This window comes from Bacteroides sp. AM23-12, assembly GCF_003434395.1.
Taxonomy (GTDB): Bacteria; Bacteroidota; Bacteroidia; order Bacteroidales; family Bacteroidaceae; genus Bacteroides; species Bacteroides thetaiotaomicron.
In genome coordinates this window covers 22039-42605 of the sequence record NZ_QTLF01000029.1, presented here as the reverse complement: position 1 = coordinate 42605, position 20567 = coordinate 22039, and the positions used below count along the sequence as shown (strand labels likewise).

General features: G+C 43.3%; 12 protein-coding genes. 8 read left to right on the top strand and 4 right to left on the bottom strand.

Annotated features, from left to right (window positions below; all coding sequences use genetic code 11):
* Nucleotides 1-109 precede the first annotated feature (109 nt).
* The 8 genes from DW640_RS18705 (at nucleotide 110) to DW640_RS18670 (ending at nucleotide 15208) form a co-directional block, all read left to right on the top strand.
* A complete protein-coding gene (locus DW640_RS18705; RefSeq protein WP_187323723.1) occupies nucleotides 110-2893 on the top strand; it encodes a two-component regulator propeller domain-containing protein in 2784 nt (927 codons plus the stop codon).
* A 749-nt stretch (nucleotides 2894-3642) separates the two neighbouring features.
* Nucleotides 3643-4158, top strand: a complete 516-nt coding sequence (locus DW640_RS18700; protein WP_008766735.1) for an RNA polymerase sigma-70 factor — start codon at nucleotides 3643-3645, stop codon at nucleotides 4156-4158.
* A gap of 133 nt (nucleotides 4159-4291) precedes the next feature.
* Nucleotides 4292-7522, top strand: coding sequence for a TonB-dependent receptor (locus DW640_RS18695; RefSeq protein ID WP_170848630.1), 3231 nt, complete (start codon nucleotides 4292-4294; stop codon nucleotides 7520-7522).
* A 10-nt stretch (nucleotides 7523-7532) separates the two neighbouring features.
* On the top strand, nucleotides 7533-9272 hold the full coding sequence (locus DW640_RS18690; RefSeq protein WP_117578818.1) for a RagB/SusD family nutrient uptake outer membrane protein: 1740 nt from the start codon (nucleotides 7533-7535) through the stop codon (nucleotides 9270-9272).
* Nucleotides 9273-9301: 29 nt separating this feature from the next.
* On the top strand, nucleotides 9302-10687 hold the full coding sequence (locus tag DW640_RS18685; RefSeq protein ID WP_008766733.1) for an Ig-like domain-containing protein: 1386 nt from the start codon (nucleotides 9302-9304) through the stop codon (nucleotides 10685-10687).
* A gap of 9 nt (nucleotides 10688-10696) precedes the next feature.
* The gene (locus tag DW640_RS18680) at nucleotides 10697-12073 is read left to right on the top strand and encodes an alginate lyase family protein (protein WP_117578817.1); all 1377 of its coding nucleotides are present in this window, start codon (nucleotides 10697-10699) and stop codon (nucleotides 12071-12073) included.
* Between the two features lie 204 nt (nucleotides 12074-12277).
* Nucleotides 12278-13927: a glycoside hydrolase 43 family protein gene (locus DW640_RS18675; RefSeq protein WP_016268002.1), complete on the top strand. Its 1650-nt coding sequence runs from the start codon at nucleotides 12278-12280 to the stop codon at nucleotides 13925-13927.
* Nucleotides 13928-13987: 60 nt separating this feature from the next.
* Nucleotides 13988-15208 carry a glycoside hydrolase family 88 protein gene (locus DW640_RS18670; RefSeq protein ID WP_054959963.1) on the top strand — a complete coding sequence of 407 codons (1221 nt, stop codon included), beginning with the start codon at nucleotides 13988-13990 and terminating at the stop codon, nucleotides 15206-15208.
* Between the two features lie 99 nt (nucleotides 15209-15307).
* Here the strand turns inward: DW640_RS18670 and DW640_RS18665 are convergent, their stop codons facing one another.
* From DW640_RS18665 to DW640_RS18650, 4 genes are all read right to left on the bottom strand, one after another.
* Complete coding sequence (locus DW640_RS18665; RefSeq protein ID WP_008760465.1) at nucleotides 15308-15784, bottom strand: copper resistance protein NlpE; 477 nt, start codon at nucleotides 15782-15784, stop codon at nucleotides 15308-15310.
* Between the two features lie 59 nt (nucleotides 15785-15843).
* Nucleotides 15844-17130: a hemolysin family protein gene (locus DW640_RS18660; protein WP_008760466.1), complete on the bottom strand. Its 1287-nt coding sequence runs from the start codon at nucleotides 17128-17130 to the stop codon at nucleotides 15844-15846.
* Nucleotides 17131-17348: 218 nt separating this feature from the next.
* Nucleotides 17349-18131, bottom strand: a complete 783-nt coding sequence (locus DW640_RS18655) for a M48 family metallopeptidase (RefSeq protein WP_011107141.1) — start codon at nucleotides 18129-18131, stop codon at nucleotides 17349-17351.
* Between the two features lie 38 nt (nucleotides 18132-18169).
* Nucleotides 18170-20548: a TonB-dependent receptor gene (locus DW640_RS18650; protein WP_117578816.1), complete on the bottom strand. Its 2379-nt coding sequence runs from the start codon at nucleotides 20546-20548 to the stop codon at nucleotides 18170-18172.
* Nucleotides 20549-20567 lie beyond the last annotated feature (19 nt).

Here is a 20567-nt window from a genome sequence, read left to right as displayed (position 1 = left end):
TTAGCATCAGCAAATACGGAGAGGCGACTTTTTAGATAAGGAACCGCTCTCTTTTGGAGATTTTTGTGTATGTTTGTCACATGTTTAATATGATAAAGCCCGTTGGCAGGTGAAAAGCACGATTAAATATTTGGTTCTTATAATAATGTGTTGGGTTTGCGGGGAAAACTTGCAGGCACAACCCTATATGTTTCGTAATGTCGTTATGTCCGACGGCCTTTCCGGTTTGTTGGTGAATGCTATTTATAAAGACTCGGAAGGTTTCATCTGGTTGGGGACAGACAACGGCCTCGACCGTTTTGACGGTGTGAAGGTGAAGCATTTCGAATTCCGCGGAGTAGATTCGGGAAGAAAGAAACGGGTGAACTGTATTACAGAAACCGATAACAAGCAACTATGGATCGGAAATGGAATCGGACTCTGGCGGCTGAATCGCTCCGGTAGTGAATTGCAGAGAATCGTTCCCGAGAAGATCGACTGTGCCGTCAATGCTTTGTTGGCAGATGGAGATGTACTTTATATAGGTACGGAGAGAGGACTGTTTATTCAGAAAGACAGTCAGTTGCTTCAGGTACAGACCGATAAAAATATGCTGGCAGCCTGTAACCGGATCATGGACCTCTGCCTGAATGAGGATAAGAGTGTCCTTTGGTTGGCAACAGTGCAAGGGTTATTTTCTTATTCGCTGAAAGATGGTCAGATTAATTCCTGGCATTTCAGAGAGAATGTTCCCGAAGCCGATTATTTCCGTTGTCTGACCCGCATAGGTGAAACGCTGTATCTGGGTACAATGAGTCAGGGAGTCGTCTGTTTCGATATCCCGAAACAGACATTTGCCCATACGGTTTCTTTGGGATGTGATGTGATATCTGATATTTCCGGTGATGGAAAGGAGACGGTGTACATCGCTACAGATGGAAATGGGGTTCATTTCCTTTCTCACAAAGACCGGAAAGTGGTTCGCCGCTTTTTCCATGATGTGAATGATAAAGAAGGGATTCGCAGTAATTCTATCTACTCACTACTGGTGGATGACAGGGGTGCAGTCTGGGTAGGACATTTCCAAGCCGGATTGGATTATTCACTGTATCAAAACGGACTGTTCCGTACGTACGCTTATCCTCCTCAGTTTAACTCTGCCAATTTATCAATTCGTTCGTTCGTAAACCGGGGACCGGAGAAAGTGATTGGTTCGCGTGACGGATTGTTCTATATTAACGAAGCTACCGGCATAGTGAAAAGTTTCGTGAAACCGGTTCTTACGTCCGATCTGATCCTTACCATTTGCTTCTATGAAGGTGAATATTATATCGGTACGTATGGCGGTGGTATGATGGTATTAAATCCGCAGACGTTATCTCTCAAATACTTTACACAAGGTGATACGGAACTCTTCCAGAAAGGACATATCTTCTGTGTAAAACCGGATAACAGGGGAAATCTTTGGATTGGCACCTCGCAGGGATTATTCTGTTACAACGGGCAGACAAAGCAAATCAAAAACTTCACCAGCACCAACTCTCAGTTGCCCGAAGGAAATGTGTATGAAGTAAGTTTTGACTCTACCGGAAAAGGATGGATTGCTACAGAAACCGGTATGTGCATCTATGATCCGGCCTCACAAAGCCTTCGTTCCAATGTGTTTCCGGAAGGATTTGTACACAAAGATAAAGTACGTACTATTTATGAAGATGCAGAACATAACCTTTACTTTATCCGTGAGAAAGGCAGCCTGTTTACTTCTACCTTAACGATGAACCATTTCCGCAATCAATCAGTACTTTCTACGCTTCCCGATAACTCGCTGATGTCAATAACAGAAGATAATCAAGGCTGGCTGTGGGTAGGCTGCAACGATGGATTGTTGCGTATTAAGGAAGAAGGAGAAGAGTATGACTCCTTCACCTTCAATGACGGAGTGCCGGGACCGACTTTCACTAACGGAGCGGCTTATAAAGATGAAAGAGGACTGTTGTGGTTTGGCAATACCAAGGGGCTGATCTATGTAGATCCGAAACAGGTAGATGAGGTACGTGGAAAGGTCCGTCCGATTGTCTTTACGGATATTCTGGCTAATGGAGTTTCTATCAATAAATCGTCTTTGAAGTATAATCAGAACAATCTTACTTTCTGTTTTACCGATTTTGCATATGGATTACCTTCTGCCTTGTTATATGAGTATAAACTGGAGGGAGCGGACAGTGACTGGAAGTTGCTGACAGCACAGAGTGAAGTATCGTATTATGGGCTTTCTTCCGGGACATACACATTCTGTGTACGTATTCCGGGCAATGAACAATCAATGGCCATTTATAAGGTGACTGTGCAGCCGATGATTCCTTGGTGGGGATGGGTGATTCTCGCTATATCGATTATTCTGATCGTTGTTCTAGTGAGATATTATGTGCGGAAATCTGCTCCATTGGTCATGGAAGTACACGAGATCTCATCCGAAGAAGAAGAGGAAGAAGAAAAGACGGTGGAACCACATCCTGCAGAAGAAAAATATAAGGCCAACCGTATGAGCGAAGCCGAATGTAAAGAACTTCATGACAGGCTTGTTGCTTATGTGGAGAAAGAAAAACCTTATATTAATCCCGACTTGAAAATGGGAGAACTTGCCGCCGCATTGCATACTTCTTCCCATTCCTTGTCCTATCTGCTCAATCAATATCTTAATCAGTCATACTATGACTTTATAAATGAGTATCGGGTTGCCCAGTTCAAGAAAATGGTAGAGGATAATGATTACTCCCGTTATACATTGACTGCATTGGCCGAACTATGCGGCTTCAGTTCACGTGCTTCTTTCTTCCGTTCATTCAAGAAAAGTACCGGAGTTACTCCGAACGAGTATATTCGCAGTATCGGAGGAACGGCTAAAGATGAATAGTAAATGTGCTCCCTTCATTAAGATATTATGCAGGTAAGATTAATGTATTCGGTCAGTAACAAGAGATCGTTTCACGTATGTGATTCCATCGGTTCATGTACGTGATTCATTGGGCTTACGTACATGAGCTGAACGGTTCACGTACGTGAAATGAATACATGAAAGCACCTGAATATATTAGTCAAGCCTTGTTTGTATGTTAAGCTTCCCAGCCTTTGTCTTAATACATGCAGCTTACATAGAACAATATTGGGCGTAAACAACGTACATTCATGGAAAAAATGGTGTTTTTAACATTGGTAGACGTTACCCTTGAATAGTCTGTCTAACACCTGATAATCAATTGAATAAATAGATCGCTTATCAAAAACAGGTGATAATAGAAATCAATAACTATTCTATTATCACCTTATTATCACCATCTATTATCACCCTTACTGCTTTAATTATAAGACACTTGTCCTGCCAAGGTGATAAGTGACAATAACCAAAGGCTTTTTATTTCCCAGGTTACTTTGCTCAAATTGATGAGATGTGAACCATCGGTCTGCTTATTATGCCCAAACGGAGTCTCATTTTATAAAGTGAGACTCCGTTTAAAAAAAGTGTGTAAGTGATTGTAATTCATTTGCTTAAATAAAATAAAGTCTACCTAGATGCGTTGAGATTCATCTCCCTTGTTTTTTGAAATCATTCTCCGGAATTGCCTTTATATTTGCATCGTGTTCAAAACCGAAAAAGATAGTATTATGGAGACAACAGCTTACACTTCCGACAACATTATCACCCGTTCTTACGAGGAATATCATCAGGTAATCTTAAACTATATTACCTATCGGATTGCTCACCGTTATGAAGCGGAGGATTTAACTCAAGATGTATTTGTGCGTCTGATGGATTACAAACAGATGCTCCGTCCGGATACAGTAAAATACTTCCTTTTTACGATCGCACGCAATTTAGTGACCGACTATATCCGTCGTTATTATAAAAAGCAGGAGATAGATAGTTACCTCTATGATTTTACTGTCACTTCTTCCAATGATACTGAAGAGAAAATCATTGCTGATGATTTGATGGCGATGGAACGGACACGGTTGGCAGCCATGCCCGAACAGCGACGGCTGATCTATACGTTAAATCGTTTTGAGGATAAATCTTCTCCGGAGATAGCCTCCGAATTAGAATTGAGTTGCCGTACAGTGGAAAACCATCTTTTTCTCGGACGCCGTGATATGCGTGACTTCTTCCGAAACTGTATATAAAATTATTCATATAATAAACAACCTTTGGTGCTTATGGAAAAGGAATCAATACTGAGTGAGAGGTATCTTTATGCCTCAACAAATTTTAGAGAACAAGAATTTAATACTATTTTTAAACCTCAAATTTAATGTTATGAAACGAAGAGGATTAATTTTTAATTCGCAACCTAATAAGGCGGTCATAGTTGCTTTAGGACTGATGTTGATGCTGTGTCCGGCTTCCCGGACATGGGCTTATGCAAATGTTAATGATAGCAGGACTATAGCACAGTCTCAAAAACAAGTCAAAGGTCAGGTTGTAGATGCGACGGGAGAACCTGTTATTGGTGCAAGTATACTCGAGAAGGGAACTACGAATGGAGTAATTTCTGATATTGATGGGAATTTCTCTTTAAATGTAAGTTCTCCGAATGCTGTGATTGTTATTTCGTATATTGGTTTTAAATCAATGGAACTTCCGGCTTCCGATCCTAAATTGCGGAAGATTATAATGAAAGAAGACACTGAAGTACTGGACGAAGTGGTGGTTGTAGGATATGGTACTCAGAGAAAGGAATCTTTAACAGGTGCTGTAACCGTTGTAGGAGCCAAACAACTGGAAAATAAAGGTACGATGTCAAGCCCGTTGCAGGCAATGCAGGGCACTGTGCCCGGAGTACTTATCACTCGTAATTCCGGAGCTCCTGGAGATGAGAGTTGGGGTATGAAACTTCGTGGAGCGTCTTCATCCAACTCTACTGATCCACTCATTATTGTAGATGGTGTGGAATATAGTGACGGTATCAACGGTATGCGCAATTTGAATCCGGATGACATTGAATCTATCAACTTCCTGAAAGATGCTTCGGCTGCTATATATGGATCGAAAGCAGCGGGAGGTGTTGTATTGATTACAACGAAGAAGGCAAAAGCGGGTAAAACTGTTGTCCAGTATAATGGTTCTTTTACTGGAAAAGTGGTAGGGCTTCAACCGGAATTGATGTCGTTGGATCAATGGGCGGATGCAGTGATTACTGCTCAGACTAATGATGGCTATTCTGATTCAAACTGGATTCGCTATGCCAGACTAGCCAAATTGTATAAGAACCAGTACATTGATTTGAGTCATAGTGCACACCCGATTCCCGAAGGATTCAAGGATGTGGAAGACTTTGTCTTTATGGATAATGACTGGCAGGATATTTTATGGGGAAATTCATGGTCTACACAACATGACCTCAGTGTCTCGGGAGGTACAGAGAAAAACTTGTTTCGTTTGTCACTGGGATATATGTATGACAACAGTACCTTGAAATGGGGAAATAATAACAATCAACGTTACAATATGCGTTTGAACAACCAATTTAAGCTATCGGATGCTGTGATGTTGACATCTAGTATCGGTTATAACCGTCAGGATCAAGTATCTCCCAGTATGATAGGGAAAGTTCTTTCCCAGTCTTCCCCACAACCGGGTTTGCCTGCTTCTACTATCGACGGACGTCCCTATGGATGGGGAACGTGGCGTGCATTGAACTGGTGGGCTGAGGAAGGCGGAGACAATAAACTGAAGGTTTCGGCTATCAATATCAGCGAATCGTTGAACTGGAAGATATATTCGGATCTGGATGCCGTTGTCAATGTGGGCTATAACACTTCAACCGCTACACGTGAGAAAGTAGAGAAATCTATTGATTGGTATAATTATGCAGGCACTAAATTGTTGGCGACAGAACCTACTCAGGAAAAGAGTAAATACTCTGATTCTTTTTCAAGAACAGACTACTATATGGTTTCCGGTTACCTGAATTGGCACAAAACATTGGCGGAAGTACATAATCTGAGTGCAATGGCTGGTACACAGTATAATTACACACAGTATAAATATACTTTTGTATCTGTAAAAGATATCAATCCGTCTTTAGAGATACCAAATGGTGCCGGAGAAGTTCTGATAAAAGATGGAGACAGTAAGCCTGCAAAATGGCATGAGGCAATGATGTCCTATTTCGGACGTTTGAACTATGATTATAAACAACGTTATTTGGTGGAAGGCAATCTGCGATATGACGGTTCTTCAAAGTTCCGTCCCGAAAATCGCTGGCAATTCTTTTGGGGAGTATCTGGAGGATGGCGTTTGAGTGAGGAAAGCTTCATGCAGCCGTTATCTTCTTTGGTCAGTAACTTAAAGCTGAGACTGTCTTATGGTGTATTGGGCAATCAAAGTGGCGTAGATCGTTACGATGGTACTCAGTTGTACAATTTTTCTTCGTCTAGCGGAGCATATATTGGCTCTGGAAAAGTTTCGACTATTGATACGAATGGGAAGATTGTAACTACAGACCGTACTTGGGAACGTATTCATAGTTATAACTTGGGGCTGGACTTCGGATTCTTCAATAACCGACTGACTGGTACTGTAGAGTTATTTATGAAGAAAAATAATAATATGTTGATTGATGCCCAGTATCCGGGTGTGTTGGGAGATAATGCCCCAACGATGAATCTTGGAAAGTTTGAGGCTAAAGGATGGGAAGGAAACATGACGTGGTCGGACAAAATAGGACCTGTACAATATCATATTGGAGGGACTATAACTTATACTACTAATAAATTGATTGATTTGGGAGCAACTTCCGTTCTGAAATCAGGTTTTGTTGGTAAGCAGCAAGGTTACCCGTTGAACTCATATTTTGGATTACGCTATGTCGGTAAAATTCAGACCCAAGAAGAACTGGAAAAATACAAATATTACTATTTGGATGGCAATGGAATTGGAATGCAGGATAATCTTCGTCTGGGAGACCACATGTTCGAAGATGTGAACGGTGATGGCAAACTGGATCAGAATGATTATGTATATTTAGGGACGGATGATCCGAAACTTTCTTATTCAATCAACATCGGATTGGAATGGAAGGGCTTTGATCTCTCTGCTATTTTTCAGGGAGTGGGGCGCAGAACAGTTTTCCGTGGTGGTGAAGGAAATGAAACATGGCGGGTACCGATGAGTGCTATTTACTTGAATACTACAACCCAGTCCATCGGTAATACATGGAACCCGGAGAACAGAAATGCCTATTATCCCTCTTATACAAGCATTGGTTCTATAAATAATTATAATTATCAGTGTTCTTCTTGGTCTGTAGAGAATGGAGCCTATCTCCGTTTAAAGAATCTGACTTTGGGATATACGTTACCTGCTTCATGGTTGGCCAAAACAAATGCGATCAGTAAACTACGGATATACTTTACAGGAGCTGATTTATGGGAACATAGTAAGTTAAGAGACGGCTGGGATCCGGAAGCTTCACGTAAAACTAAAGATTTAGGACGTTATCCTTTTAACAGAACTTTCACGGTAGGTGTTAATGCAACTTTTTAAATAGAATAGTATGAAACGATCAAAAATAACAATTCTCCTTGCCATAGTGTTAGGAATGACATTCCACTCTTGTTTGGATCTGGAACCTCAGGATCAGTTGGGTGGTAAGAATATGTGGACTTCTGTCAATGATTATAAGCAGTTTGCCAATACCTTTTATAGTTGGACGCGTGATTTTTCTTCTGTCGTATATGATGGAACACATAGTGACAAACGTTCGGATTTGATTACTTATCAGAGCTACAATGAATTTAGCCGAGGAATAAATTCAATTCCGTCTTCGGACGCCAACTATACGGATAACTACAAGCATATCCGGCGCACGAACTTATTGTTGCAGAATGCTGAAGCTTATGCTAAGCCGGAAGATATAAAGCAATATATAGGAGAGGCTTATTTTTTCCGTGCTTATAGTTATTTTGACTTACTTCAATTGTATGGAGACGTTATCATCACCAAGAAGCCGTTGGACATTACAGACCCTGAGATGAAAGTAAAACGGAATGACCGCAGCGAAGTAGTCGATCTTATTATCGATGATCTTAATCATGCCGTTGAAAATTTACCGGCTTTTAAAGAACTTACGACCGAAGAGGAAGGACGAATTTCTAAAGAAGGTGCACAGGCTTTCCTTTCAAGAGTGGCTCTTTATGAAGGAACATGGCAGAAGTCGCGTAATGGTAATCAGAATACGCAACGTTCCGCTAATCTGTTGGACATAGCTGCCAAAGCAGCACGGACTGTGATTGATGCTAAATATGGATACACATTCCGATTGTTTGGAACAGACAGTGAGACAAAAATACTGGGTGACAGTGCGCAGAAGTATATGTTCATTTTGGAAAATGAGAAGTCAAATCCGGCAGGTATTAAAAAGTCTTCTAATCATGAGTATATTTTTGCTCGTCGTCATGATCAGGTATTGGCCTCAATCGGTAAGAATATAACGCAAGAATGTCTGGCAAATGTGCAATGGGTCACTCGTAAATTTGCCAATCTTTATTTGTGTGATGATGGATTACCTATTGAGAAATCGGGGCGCTTCCAGAAGTATGATAAAAAGGTCTCTGAATTTTTGAATCGCGATAATCGTATGCGTTATACGTTGCTGAAACCGGGTACCCGCTATTGGGGGAATAAATTCGGCCGAACTTCGTGGCAGTGGGATGAGACGGATCTTAAAACATCCAAAGTCTATGATCCAGCTTCCGGTACATGTTATGGCAACCAAAAATGGAGTGCTGAACGTGTGGTACCCGATACGCAAGAGGGATATGATTTCCCGCTTATCCGTTATGCGGAAGTCTTGTTGAATTATGCAGAAGCCATATATGAGAGAGATGATAAAATTGAAAATGAAGACTTGAATATTTCCTTGAATCTGGTTCGTCAACGTGTAAATACCAATATGCCGGCATTGACTAACGAGCTTACACAGGCACATGGGTTGGATATGAGAACGGAAATACGGAGGGAACGTACTGTCGAACTCTTTAATGAAGGATTTCGCATTGATGATTTGAAACGTTGGAAAACAGCAGAGAACGAGATGCCGCAGACTATGTTGGGAATTAAATGGAAGGGGACTGAATATGAGTCCTGGAATACAACCTTTAGTTTGAATGATGAAGGATGTGTTGTTGTAGAGACTGGGCGTCAGTGGGCGGATAAGAATTACTTGTACCCATTGCCTTCTGATCAGTTACAGTTAAATCTGACTTTGGGACAAAATCCGGGTTGGGGAGAATAATGGAATATGAATAATAAAAAAGAAAAAATATGAAACATATAGCTTTCTTATCAGTAAAATGGATGTCAGTAGGTCTTGGGATGCTAAGCTTATTACTGTCAGTAGCTTCATGTGGCGATAAGGAATATGGTGATGCTATGAATGAGGCGCAACTAATGAATGATATAGAGGTAAATGTAGGTTCATCACTACCTTTAGCTGTAGGAATGGATTTTGTTTTAGATTATAAGCCGGTTCCGGAGAATGTGACGAATCCGGAGATTACTTTAACATCATCGGATGAAAATGTGGTGTCTGTTTCGCAGGACGGCAGGGTTACGGCTAAGATGATCGGAAAAGCATATATTAATTTGTCTCAGAGTACCGCCTTTGAGACTCTCAAAACAATAGAAGTCCAAGTAATGCCGGTGGCTACAGCTATAGAGCTTGAAAACGTGGAACTGTTTGAAGGAACAAATAAGAAAGTGATTGTCAATGTGACTCCTTCAGACGGATATAATGTGTTTGATTGGAAAAGTGATAATGAAGAAGTTGCAACGGTAGCGGACGATGGTACGATAACGGGGAAAAAGCCTGGAACAGCTAATATTTCAGTTTCAAGTCAAGATGGTAGTCAATTGACTGCTACGGCTGTAGTAACAGTAAAAGAAGTGATTCCTATTGATAAAATCACATTAAGTGAACCGGGATATGATATGATGATAGGAGATAAGACTCTGATAAATTGTCTTTTGGAACCAATTGATGCATCGGTTGGATTATTAAGCTGGAGTACTACCAATGACAGAGTTGCCACAGTGGATGCTGATGGCTTGGTAACTGCTGTGGGTGCAGGCGAAGCCGAAATTATAGCTCAGGATCCATTGTCCGGACTATCAGCATCGATAGCTGTCAAAGTAGTTGGTGAAGGAGTAGTCTCATTGTCACTATCTTATGTTCGTAATCAGGATGAACTGAAAGCACTGGGATGGGGATTTGGACAAACGCCCGCTTCGGTCAATTTTGATGCTGAAGGTATGACTGTAAATATGTCTCTGCAATCGAACAGCAAATATAGGGCAGACTTAAAGATGGCTTCTAATGACCGTCCGGTTGTCTTGAATATAGGAACTTACCGCTATCTTGCCTTTAGAATGGATGTGCCGGGTAACGGAAGTCTTAAGTTGGATACGAACAAAGGTGATTATGGTAACAATCCGACCGGAGTTTTGGCTGAAGATTCGCAGGTTATATATTATGATTTGCAGGCTAAGCCCTATTTTCCAACGGATGCTCCATCGGATAAGTTGACGACTTTCCAGCTGAAGATAGCGGACGTTACTGTACAACCTTATTCTTATAAGGTATATTGGGTACGTACTTTCAAGACATTGGAAGATTTAAAAGTTTACGTAGAAAAAGAAAATAACAAATAAATCTGAAATATGAAAACGAAATATATAAGCTTATTCTTTAGCTTTGTGATAGCATTTGGTATGATGTCCTGCAGTAGTGAAATTCCCAATGGGGATACCAGTAAATTCAGTGATTTGAAAAGTCCTGAAGAAGATATGGTTAAGAAAGACTATTTGCCATTGAAGCATCCTTGTATGCTTCATACACAGGCCGATATTGATCGCGTAAAAAGTAATCTGACACGATCGCCCTGGAAAGATGCCTACGCTCAACTGGAAGCAAGCGATTATGCGCAAAGTTCTTATACAGAAAAAACGAGTGCTTTGCTTGATGGATATTTGAAACGAATGGATAAGAATAATTGGTCGGGTAAATATCCGGATTACTCTAATTACACATCGTGTATGTATGATGCTGCGGCTGCTTACCAACTGGCACTCCGCTATCAGTTGTCGGGAAATACCGTATTTGCAGATGCTGCTGTAAAACTGTTTAATGCATGGGCTACGAACTGCAAGGGTATATTGAGAATGGAAGGTTATACTAATAATATTCCAGACCCTAATTTATATTTGATACCTATTCAGGCACATCAGTGGGCAAATGCGGCGGAATTGCTCAGAGATTACAACGGATGGGATAGGAATGATTTTGAGAAGTTCAAGACTTGGATGAAAGATACGTTTTACAGTGTTTCCAATATGTTCCTTAAGAATCATAACGGCGGACAGGGCAATATGCATTACTGGCTAAACTGGGATCTGGCTCAGATGACATCTATTCTTTCCATTGGAATATTGTGTGATGATAATGTGCTGATTAATCAAGCTATCGTATATTTTAAGAATGAAGAAGGAAGATATAAAGAAGCTGGAAATATCAAAAATGCAGTTCCTTTTTTGCATCAGGATCCGGATTCTGATGAGATTTTGGGACAGTGTGAAGAGTCGGGACGTGACCAAGGGCATGCGACATTGTGTGTGTCATTGATGGGGGCATTCTGTCAGATGGCTTATAGTATCGGTGAGGACCTGTTTGCTTTTGATAATTATAGGGCAGTAGCAATGGCTGAGTATGTAGGCAAGTACAATCTGATCAAAGATGAAGCCTTCAATAAAGGAACATTAGTTGGTGATGATTTTGTATATGATTCCAATTCTTTCCCCTATACTTCCTATTCAAATCCGTCTTATACCAATGCAACTATATCTACAGACCAGCGCGGAACGAAAAGACCGGCATGGGAACTGTTCTATGGATATTGCAAGGCAAAAGGTATATCTTCCATTTACAGCGGGAAGTGGGCAGAGCAAATGCGCCCCGACGGAGGTGGTGGAAACTATGGACCGAATAGCGGTGGATTTGATCAGTTAGGTTTCGGCACATTGATGTATTACCGGGAATGACGATACATTTTGGAATATTTTTGCGAGGGGATTAGGTATTTACCTGATCCCCTTCGTATATATAAGCAAATAGGTCAGTAATAAGATTGTTGAAAAGAGATAAAGGATTCAGTTTTTGAAAGATTGGTTTTAATATAAGGTAAAAAGAACCTGTTTTTAGGAATAACGATTAGTATGTTTGAATGAAATGATTAGTAAGGTAATATGCGTAAAAAGATTCTGTTTATAGCAGGAATGATGGCTTGCTGTACTTGGGCGAGTGCACAGGAAATATCCCGGACATGGGTGGCTGATAAAGGCAATGGTACTTATCAGAACCCTGTGCTTTATGCCGACTATTCCGATCCGGACGTATGTGCGGCAGGAGATGATTTCTATATGACGGCTTCCAGTTTTAATTGCATACCGGGACTTCCTATACTTCATTCCCGTGATCTGGTAAACTGGTCGCTGGTGAATTATGCGCTGCCGGTACAGGAACCCAAAGAGTTTTTCGATAAAGCGCAGCATGGGAAAGGTGTATGGGCTCCTGCTATCCGCTTTCATAAGGGAGAGTTTTATATTTATTGGGGCGATCCGGATTATGGAATCTACATGATAAAGACCAGAGATCCGAAAGGATCATGGAGCAAACCCGTATTGGTGAAAGCCGGAAAAGGAATGATCGACCCGACGCCACTTTGGGACGAGGACGGGAAAGTATATCTGATACATGCTTATGCCGGCAGTCGCAGCGGAGTGAACAGCATTCTGGTTATTTGCGAACTGAATGCGGAAGGAACGGAAGTGATCTCCGATCCGGTAATGGTGTTCGATGGAAATGACGGGAAGAATCATACGGTAGAAGGACCGAAGCTCTATAAACGGAATGGTTACTATTATATTTTTGCTCCGGCAGGCGGAGTAGCTACCGGTTGGCAGCTGGTGCTTCGTTCAAGGAATATTTATGGACCCTATGAATCAAAGATCGTGATGGCGCAGGGGAAGACCACCATCAATGGTCCGCATCAGGGAGGCTGGGTAGATACAAATACAGGAGAATCGTGGTTCGTCCACTTTCAGGATCAAGGGGCTTACGGACGTGTTATTCATCTCAATCCGATGAAATGGGTGAATGAATGGCCTGTGATCGGAGTAGATAAAGACAAAGACGGTTGCGGAGAACCTGTCACCACCTATAAAAAGCCGAATGTCGGAAAGATGTATCCGGTAACTACTCCTCCGGAAAGTGACGAGTTCGATACACGGCACTTGGGATTACAGTGGCAGTGGCATGCCAACAAACAGGATACCTACGGATTTACGACCGATCTGGGATATATCCGACTCTATGCAGGCAGCCTTTCCAAAGAGTTCGTGAACTTTTGGGAAGTGCCTAATCTGTTGCTGCAAAAGTTTCCCGCTGAAGAGTTTACGGCTACTACCAAGCTGACGTTTACCGCCAAGCAGGATGGAGAGCAAGCCGGAATGATAGTAATGGGATGGGATTATAGTTATTTGTCTGTCCGTAAAGCCGGCGACAAGTTTATCCTGCAACAAGTCGTATGCAAAGATGCGGAACAACAGCACCCCGAACAAGTGAAGGAACTGGCGAGTTTTCCGGTGGAATATCTGAAAATGCCGGGAGTGGCTGATAATGAGTGGAAGACCGTTTACTTACGGGTAAAGGTTGCCAAGGGAGCCGTTTGCACCTTTGCCTATAGTCTCGACGGAAAGAAGTACACAGCAGCGGGAGAACCTTTTACTGCCCGGCAGGGAAAGTGGATAGGAGCGAAAGTTGGTTTATTCTGCGTCACTCCTAATGACGGAAATCGCGGATGGGCGGATGTAGACTGGTTCCGGGTAACTAAATGATAAGAAAGAATAAGTGAGAATAAAAAATAAGAAACTAACACGAAGATATAGAACGAAAAAATGAAGAAGATTGTAGCAGGGTTGGTTGTAGTACTAGGGTTTTGTGCATGTGCCCATCGGACTTCCGGTACGTTGGATGTGAATAAAGCTCTGGATTATTGCGCGGAACAGACCCAACGTTCACTGGTAGAACTGAAAGGAGACTCGGGTATAGACTATACAATGATGCCACGTAATGTCATGGCAGACGAACATCATTGGAACTGTCGGAAAGCAACGAAGGAAGAATGGTGTGCCGGTTTCTGGCCGGGAGTGTTGTGGTATGATTATGAGTATACACAAGACAAGAATATACTGGAAGAAGCCGAAAAGTTTACGGCATCCTTAGAGTTCCTTTCCCGCATTCCGGCTTATGATCATGATCTGGGCTTTCTGGTTTTTTGCAGCTACGGCAACGGATATCGCCTGACCAAGAATCCCGCTTACAAACAAGTGATTCTGGATACAGCCGATTCATTGGCTACTTTGTTTAATCCGGTAGTCGGCACGATGCTGTCCTGGCCGCGGGAAGTAGAACCCCGCAATTGGCCCCACAATACCATCATGGACAATATGATCAATCTTGAGATGCTTTTCTGGGCAGCAAAGAACGGTGGTAATCCTTACTTATACGACATCGCTGTATCTCATGCCGACAAGACTATGAAGTGTCAGTTCCGTCCGGACTATACCTCATATCATGTAGCGGTATATGATACTATCACAGGTAACCTGATTAAAGGAGTGACTCATCAAGGATATGCGGACAGCACAATGTGGGCACGTGGACAAGCATGGGCTATTTATGGCTATACCGTAGTCTATCGTGAAACGAAAGATCCCAAATACCTTGACTTTGTGCAGAAAGTAGCCGATGTCTATCTGGAACGCTTGCCCGAAGACAAAGTACCTTATTGGGATTTCAGTGCTCCAGGCATACCCGATGTTCCGCGTGATGCTTCGGCGGCTGCCGTAGTTGCTTCCGCACTGCTCGAACTGTCTGCCTATCTCCCCAATGGGAAGGGCAAACACTACAAGGATGCCGCTATCGAAATGCTGACAAGCCTGAGTTCCGACAATTATCAGAGCGGTAAAAGTAATCCGGCTTTCCTGCTTCATAGCACAGGCCATTGGCCGGCTCATTCGGAGATAGACGCTTCTATTATCTATGCAGACTATTATTATATAGAGGCATTGCTTCGTCTGAAACGCCTGCAGGAGGGAGAAGGAGTATTGGGATAGAAATAAAAAGGGGGATGTGTCAGACTTCCCTTTTAACGAAATCATCCTCGCCACAGATAGCTGTAGCGAGGATGATTTTACTGGTTAGGGTTTAGGTTGTTATTTCTTTACCTTGATGATGTCATAATTCAGATCGCTGACAGCTTCCTGCAGGCTATCGTTTACCAAACGCAGGGTAGTGTCATTTACAATCACAAAATACATTGGAGCCTCACCATCATTCGGAGTTAACTTAACAGCTTTGGTAGGTTTTTTGTTCACTACTTTTTGGATAGTCTGTTGTTTTCCTTTAGAAGAGAAGGTTTTATTCTTACCCTGACCTTCTGCATCGAGGTAAGTCATATCCAGTGTATACGTGGTATCTACACCGTCAGTTGCAGCGTTCAGAGTCAATACGTAGTCGATACCCGGACCGTCGGCAGCAGGGAGTGTACCTTCATAAACTTCGGTCACTTCTGTGATCGGAGCCATTTCTATAGAAAGACTGTCTGCTTCTGCCTCTGCGGCTTTGTTGGCTTTTGACTGGCAAGATGCCAAAGCAGCTACGACTGCTGCTAACATAATTACTTTTTTCATCGTTAAGTGCTTTAAGTTAATATAAATATAGTGAGCTTACTGCTCGGGTTATTTTTTCTTTATTCTTCGTCCCGTTTGATGACCAGCAGTTTGTCTACCCGTCCACGGTCCATATCCACTACTTCGAATTGCAGGTTCTTGTAGGTGAAGATATCTCCGGCTTTCGGGATACCGCCCAGCAGGAACATTGCCAATCCTCCGAGGGTCGTGAAGTCTTCGTCCTCCAGGTCTTCATAAGATAAGATTCCCATCTCTTCCATAAAGTCCTTGATGTTCATCGAGGCTTCCACCAGCATCGAACCATCCTGTCTTCTGACGATATCTTCCTCTTCCGTATCGTCTTCTTCAAGGATATCTCCGAAGATGCTTTCGGTAAGGTCGTGCAGGGTAATGATACCTTCTGTACTACCATACTCGTTAACAACAACTCCGAACTTGTTTTTGTTCTTCTTGAACAGCTCTAAAATTTTATTTGCATATAAACTTTCGGGGATAAACAGAGCCGGACGGGCTATTTCGCGCAGATTGAACTCCTTTTTATTTCCTACCATCAGAATAATATCTTTGACGGATACCACACCGATAATCTCGTCTTTCCGCTCGTCCACCAACAGATATTTGCTGTAGTGTTCTTCTTCGATTGTCTTCATCACCTTGTCTTTTGTATCGTCGGGATGGAAGATGACAAGGTCTCTGCGGTGCGTCATCAGTTCATTGGCACGTTTGTCCGAGAAACGGAACACATCACGCAGCATTTCCGTCTCTTCCTTGTCGATCACTCCCTGTTCGGAGCTTTGGTGGAGAATCATTTTGATCTCTTCCTGTGTCATCGGGCGTTCTTCGTTTTTTACGCCGATGATTCTGTTCAGCAGGCGGGTGGAGATACTGAGCAGCCAGACGAACGGATAGGATACTTTCGTCAATAAAATCATAATCGGACTGAACAAGGTTGCGTATCGTTCCGGATTACTGAGGGCAATGGATTTGGGAACCAGCTCTCCGATGATAAGAGAGAGATAGGTGATGATTACCACAGTGGTGATCATGGCCAGATTACGTGCATAGGCTTCCGCTCCCGGTATGAGGGAGAAGAGTGGAACAAGGTCGTCTGCGATAGCGACACCACCATAGGCACCGGATACGATACCGATCAGGGTAATACCGATTTGAATGGTGGACAAGAACTTTTCGGGTTCTTCCAGTTGTTTCAGTACTCCACGTGCAGATTTGTTGCCTTTTCCGGCGAGAGTTTCGAGACGTGCTTTGCTGGATGATACCAGCGCAATTTCGTACATGGCAAAGATGCCATTCAGTACAAGTAAGAGAAGTATGATAAGAAATTCCATAAATGGATTTAAATGATTATTGCCGTGAAATTACATGAAATCACGACATCATGCAAATATGTGCTGTATATTAATGATTTTTTAATAAACAATTGGTGCGGAATGGCGATGTATTCTTTGAAATGAGGGGGGCTTAAGAACAAAAGAACATATTCCGAGGTTGCAAAGTAAATGCTCTCGGAATATGTTCTTTTGCTATTTCTGATCTTGAGTCTTTTTTATTGTTTGTATTTATCAGCCAGTTCTTTAGCACGGGCTACACGTTTGGCAGTGTCGGGGTGTGAAGAAAACATTCTCTGCATGTAGGAAGATGCGGGAGCCCCATTGGACAATTCGAGAAGTTTATTCAGTGATTTGTACATACCATAAGGGTCGATGTTGTTTTTTACGCAGAACTCTACGCCGTAGGCATCTGCTTCGTACTCTTGTTTCTGTGAGTATTGTGCGCCGGCAAGTGCTTCTGCCATTGCTCCCAGTTCAGAGTCAGTCAGTTTGGCGACCTGGCTGCTGGCTGCTCCTGCCGCATTCTTTACAGCCGAACGGAAATATGCATTCTTCATTGCGTCTTTAGAGTCGGTATGGATGACATGACCGATCTCATGACCGATTACTGCCATTACTTCTTCGTCAGTCATGACGTCCATCAGTCCGGCACAGATACGTACGCTGCCGTCACCACAGGCGAAAGCGTTAACGTCCACTACTTCATATACGCCAAAGTTAACTTTCATACCATCTACTTCTTTGATGTTTCCGGTCAGTCTTTCCAGGCGTTTTCCGTATTCGCTGTCCGGTTTGGTCAGTGGGTTATGCTTGTCCATCCATTCCATATACTCCTTGCTCATAGCAGCAATGTCGGCGTCAGATAGAGAGATTGCTTGTGCGGCATCTTTTCCTGCTTGAATAGCTTTGCCTAAATTGAATTTCTTGAATTGTGCTGAAGCGTTAAAACAACTCATGCCCAAAAATAACAGGGCTACTAATGCAATTTGTTTTTTCATCATAGTGAATTTTTAGTTTGTTATTATATAATATAGTGTTAGTATTCAAACGTGATTCCCAAAGTCGGCAGCAGTGTACCGCTTTCTTGCTTGAGCGACTTCATGACATACCGTTGTTCGGCTATCGGTGCGTCCGGATTTTTGATTACTCCGGTGCTCATTAATACATCTGCCTGTTTCAGCTTGCTGCCCGCGATATTCTGCAGATCAATGTAGAAACCCAGCATACAGCGCTTCAGATAGAATGTTTTGTCTATGCGGATATCTACCTGAGTGAAGGCCGGGAGCCGTTCTTCATTGTATCGGGTATAGTCGTAATACGGTTTTCCCTGTGCATTCCAGGCTGTTACCAGAGATGACTTGTCGGCATCATAAGGAGTATAGGGGGCACCGCCTATACAGCTGACTTTCATTCCGACGCTCCAGTGCCGGGGGAGATTGTAAGTTCCCCGCAAGTTGAAAATAAAGCGGTTGTCCCATGCGGAAGCGATGTATTCGCTTTCCTTATCAGTACGATATTCGCTTTTAAAGAGCGTGAAAGATGAGGCGAGATTCAGTTTCTTGGCGACCAGCCATTTAAGGAGAAGTTCTGCTCCGTAAGACCGTCCCTGTGCGGTGGAAGTAAGCAGCTCGTTGCCAATCACTCCGTAATCGTTTCCTTTGCAGGTCAACGGAATGCCGTCGGCTACGGAAAGAGGAATTTTGTCATAATCTTTATAGAATCCTTCGACGGATACTTCGAAGGTATCGCCCTTTCTCCAGTTCAGTCCTATGCTACCCTGGCTGACTTGCATATAGCGGAGCGCATACTTGTTGGCATAGAGTCCGTTATTGTTTTTAAAGCCGAGAGCGGTGTAGGGAGGCAGTTGATAATAGAGTCCTGCGTTTCCGCTCAGCGACCAGTGCTCCGTCAGTTGATAGGAGAGTGACAGGCGGGGAGAGAGCTGGTCGGACAGGTCTTTCATGGCTGCCGAGTAGTTGTTGGCATCGGCACGCAGTCCCAGAGAAGCCGTAAAACGCTCGTCTATGGAGGTGTAATTGATCGTTCCGAAAAGTCCCCAGCGCATGATGCCCAGATAGGTATGGTAGTCGAACGTCTGCGCACGGTCGGTATATACCTTCTGAAAGGTGGTGTTGCTATACTGGCTATAGTCCAGACTGGTTCCGACAGTGACTTTCCAGTTGCGGAAGGACGAACTGTTCTCAAGACGGAGCTGAGTATTTTGTTCCGTAGAGCGGAGGCGGAGCATCAGATGATCCGGATCGCTTTCGTCGTTCTGCTGATATTTGGTGTTCCGGTTGTTCAGATAACTGTGACTGGCAACGACCGACTGCACGTGTGCCCCCGCATAGTGCCGGTATACGGCACCTAGAGTGAACGTCTCCTGCTGAATCTTAGGCAGGTAACTGAGGATGTATTCGTTGTCTTCATCGTCGGCTTTGGTGTTTAGTTTCATCTTATCAATGCCGCCCAGCCCTAGTACAGTCAATTCATTCCGGGCGTCAAACCTTGTTTTCAGCTTGAACTGCGCATCCGTAAAAGTCGGCAGAAAGGGCAGCCCGAGCATATCAAACAAGAATTGCAGGTAGGACTGACGGACGGAAACCAGATAGGAAGTCTTTTTGCCCAAATGTCCGTTGGAGGCAAGGGAGACTTCGGAAGCTCCGAGAGTAGCTTTCAGGGAATTGCGTTCCATGTCCCCGTCGCGCAATTTGAAGTCGAGCACGGAACTGAGCGCATTTCCTTTGTCTGTCGGGAAGGCTCCGGTATAGAAGTTCACTTCCCGTATCAGGTCGGCATTAAGGATACCTACCGGACCGCCCGATGCTCCCTGTGTGCTGAAATGGTTGATATTAGGGATCTCTACTCCGTCCAGGTAAAAGCGGTTTTCGGAAGGCGATCCGCCGCGTACGATCAAGTCGTTACGGTATCCTATCGGTGAGAAGGCAACTCCCGGATAAGACTGTACGATGCGTGAGATGTCCCGGTTGGCTCCCGGACTTTTTTCTATTTCCTGCAGTCCGATGATGCGCAGGCTGACCGGACTTTCAATGTCCCGGCGGAAAGGGGAGGCGGTGACGGTCACTCCTTCCAGTTCCGTCTGATTCTCTTCCATCTCTATTTGTATATGTAGGTCTCTGGTCGAAAGTATGTATTCGGGGGTAGTGACAGTTTTGTATCCGATAGCGGACGCTTGCAGGCGATAGATGCCGGGCGGTACTTGCCCGATCGAGAACTTACCTTCGGCATTCGTCACTCCGCCTTTATTGAGTCCGACAATCATTACATTGATAAATTCCAACGGCTGACGGCTGGATTTATCAATGACTGTTCCCTTCACTTGGTGGACAGGCTGTGCCAGAAGGAAGGATATGGTTATGTTGCAAAACAGCAGAAGCGACAGTAGTCTTTTCATGTTATTTGTAGTTTAGCGA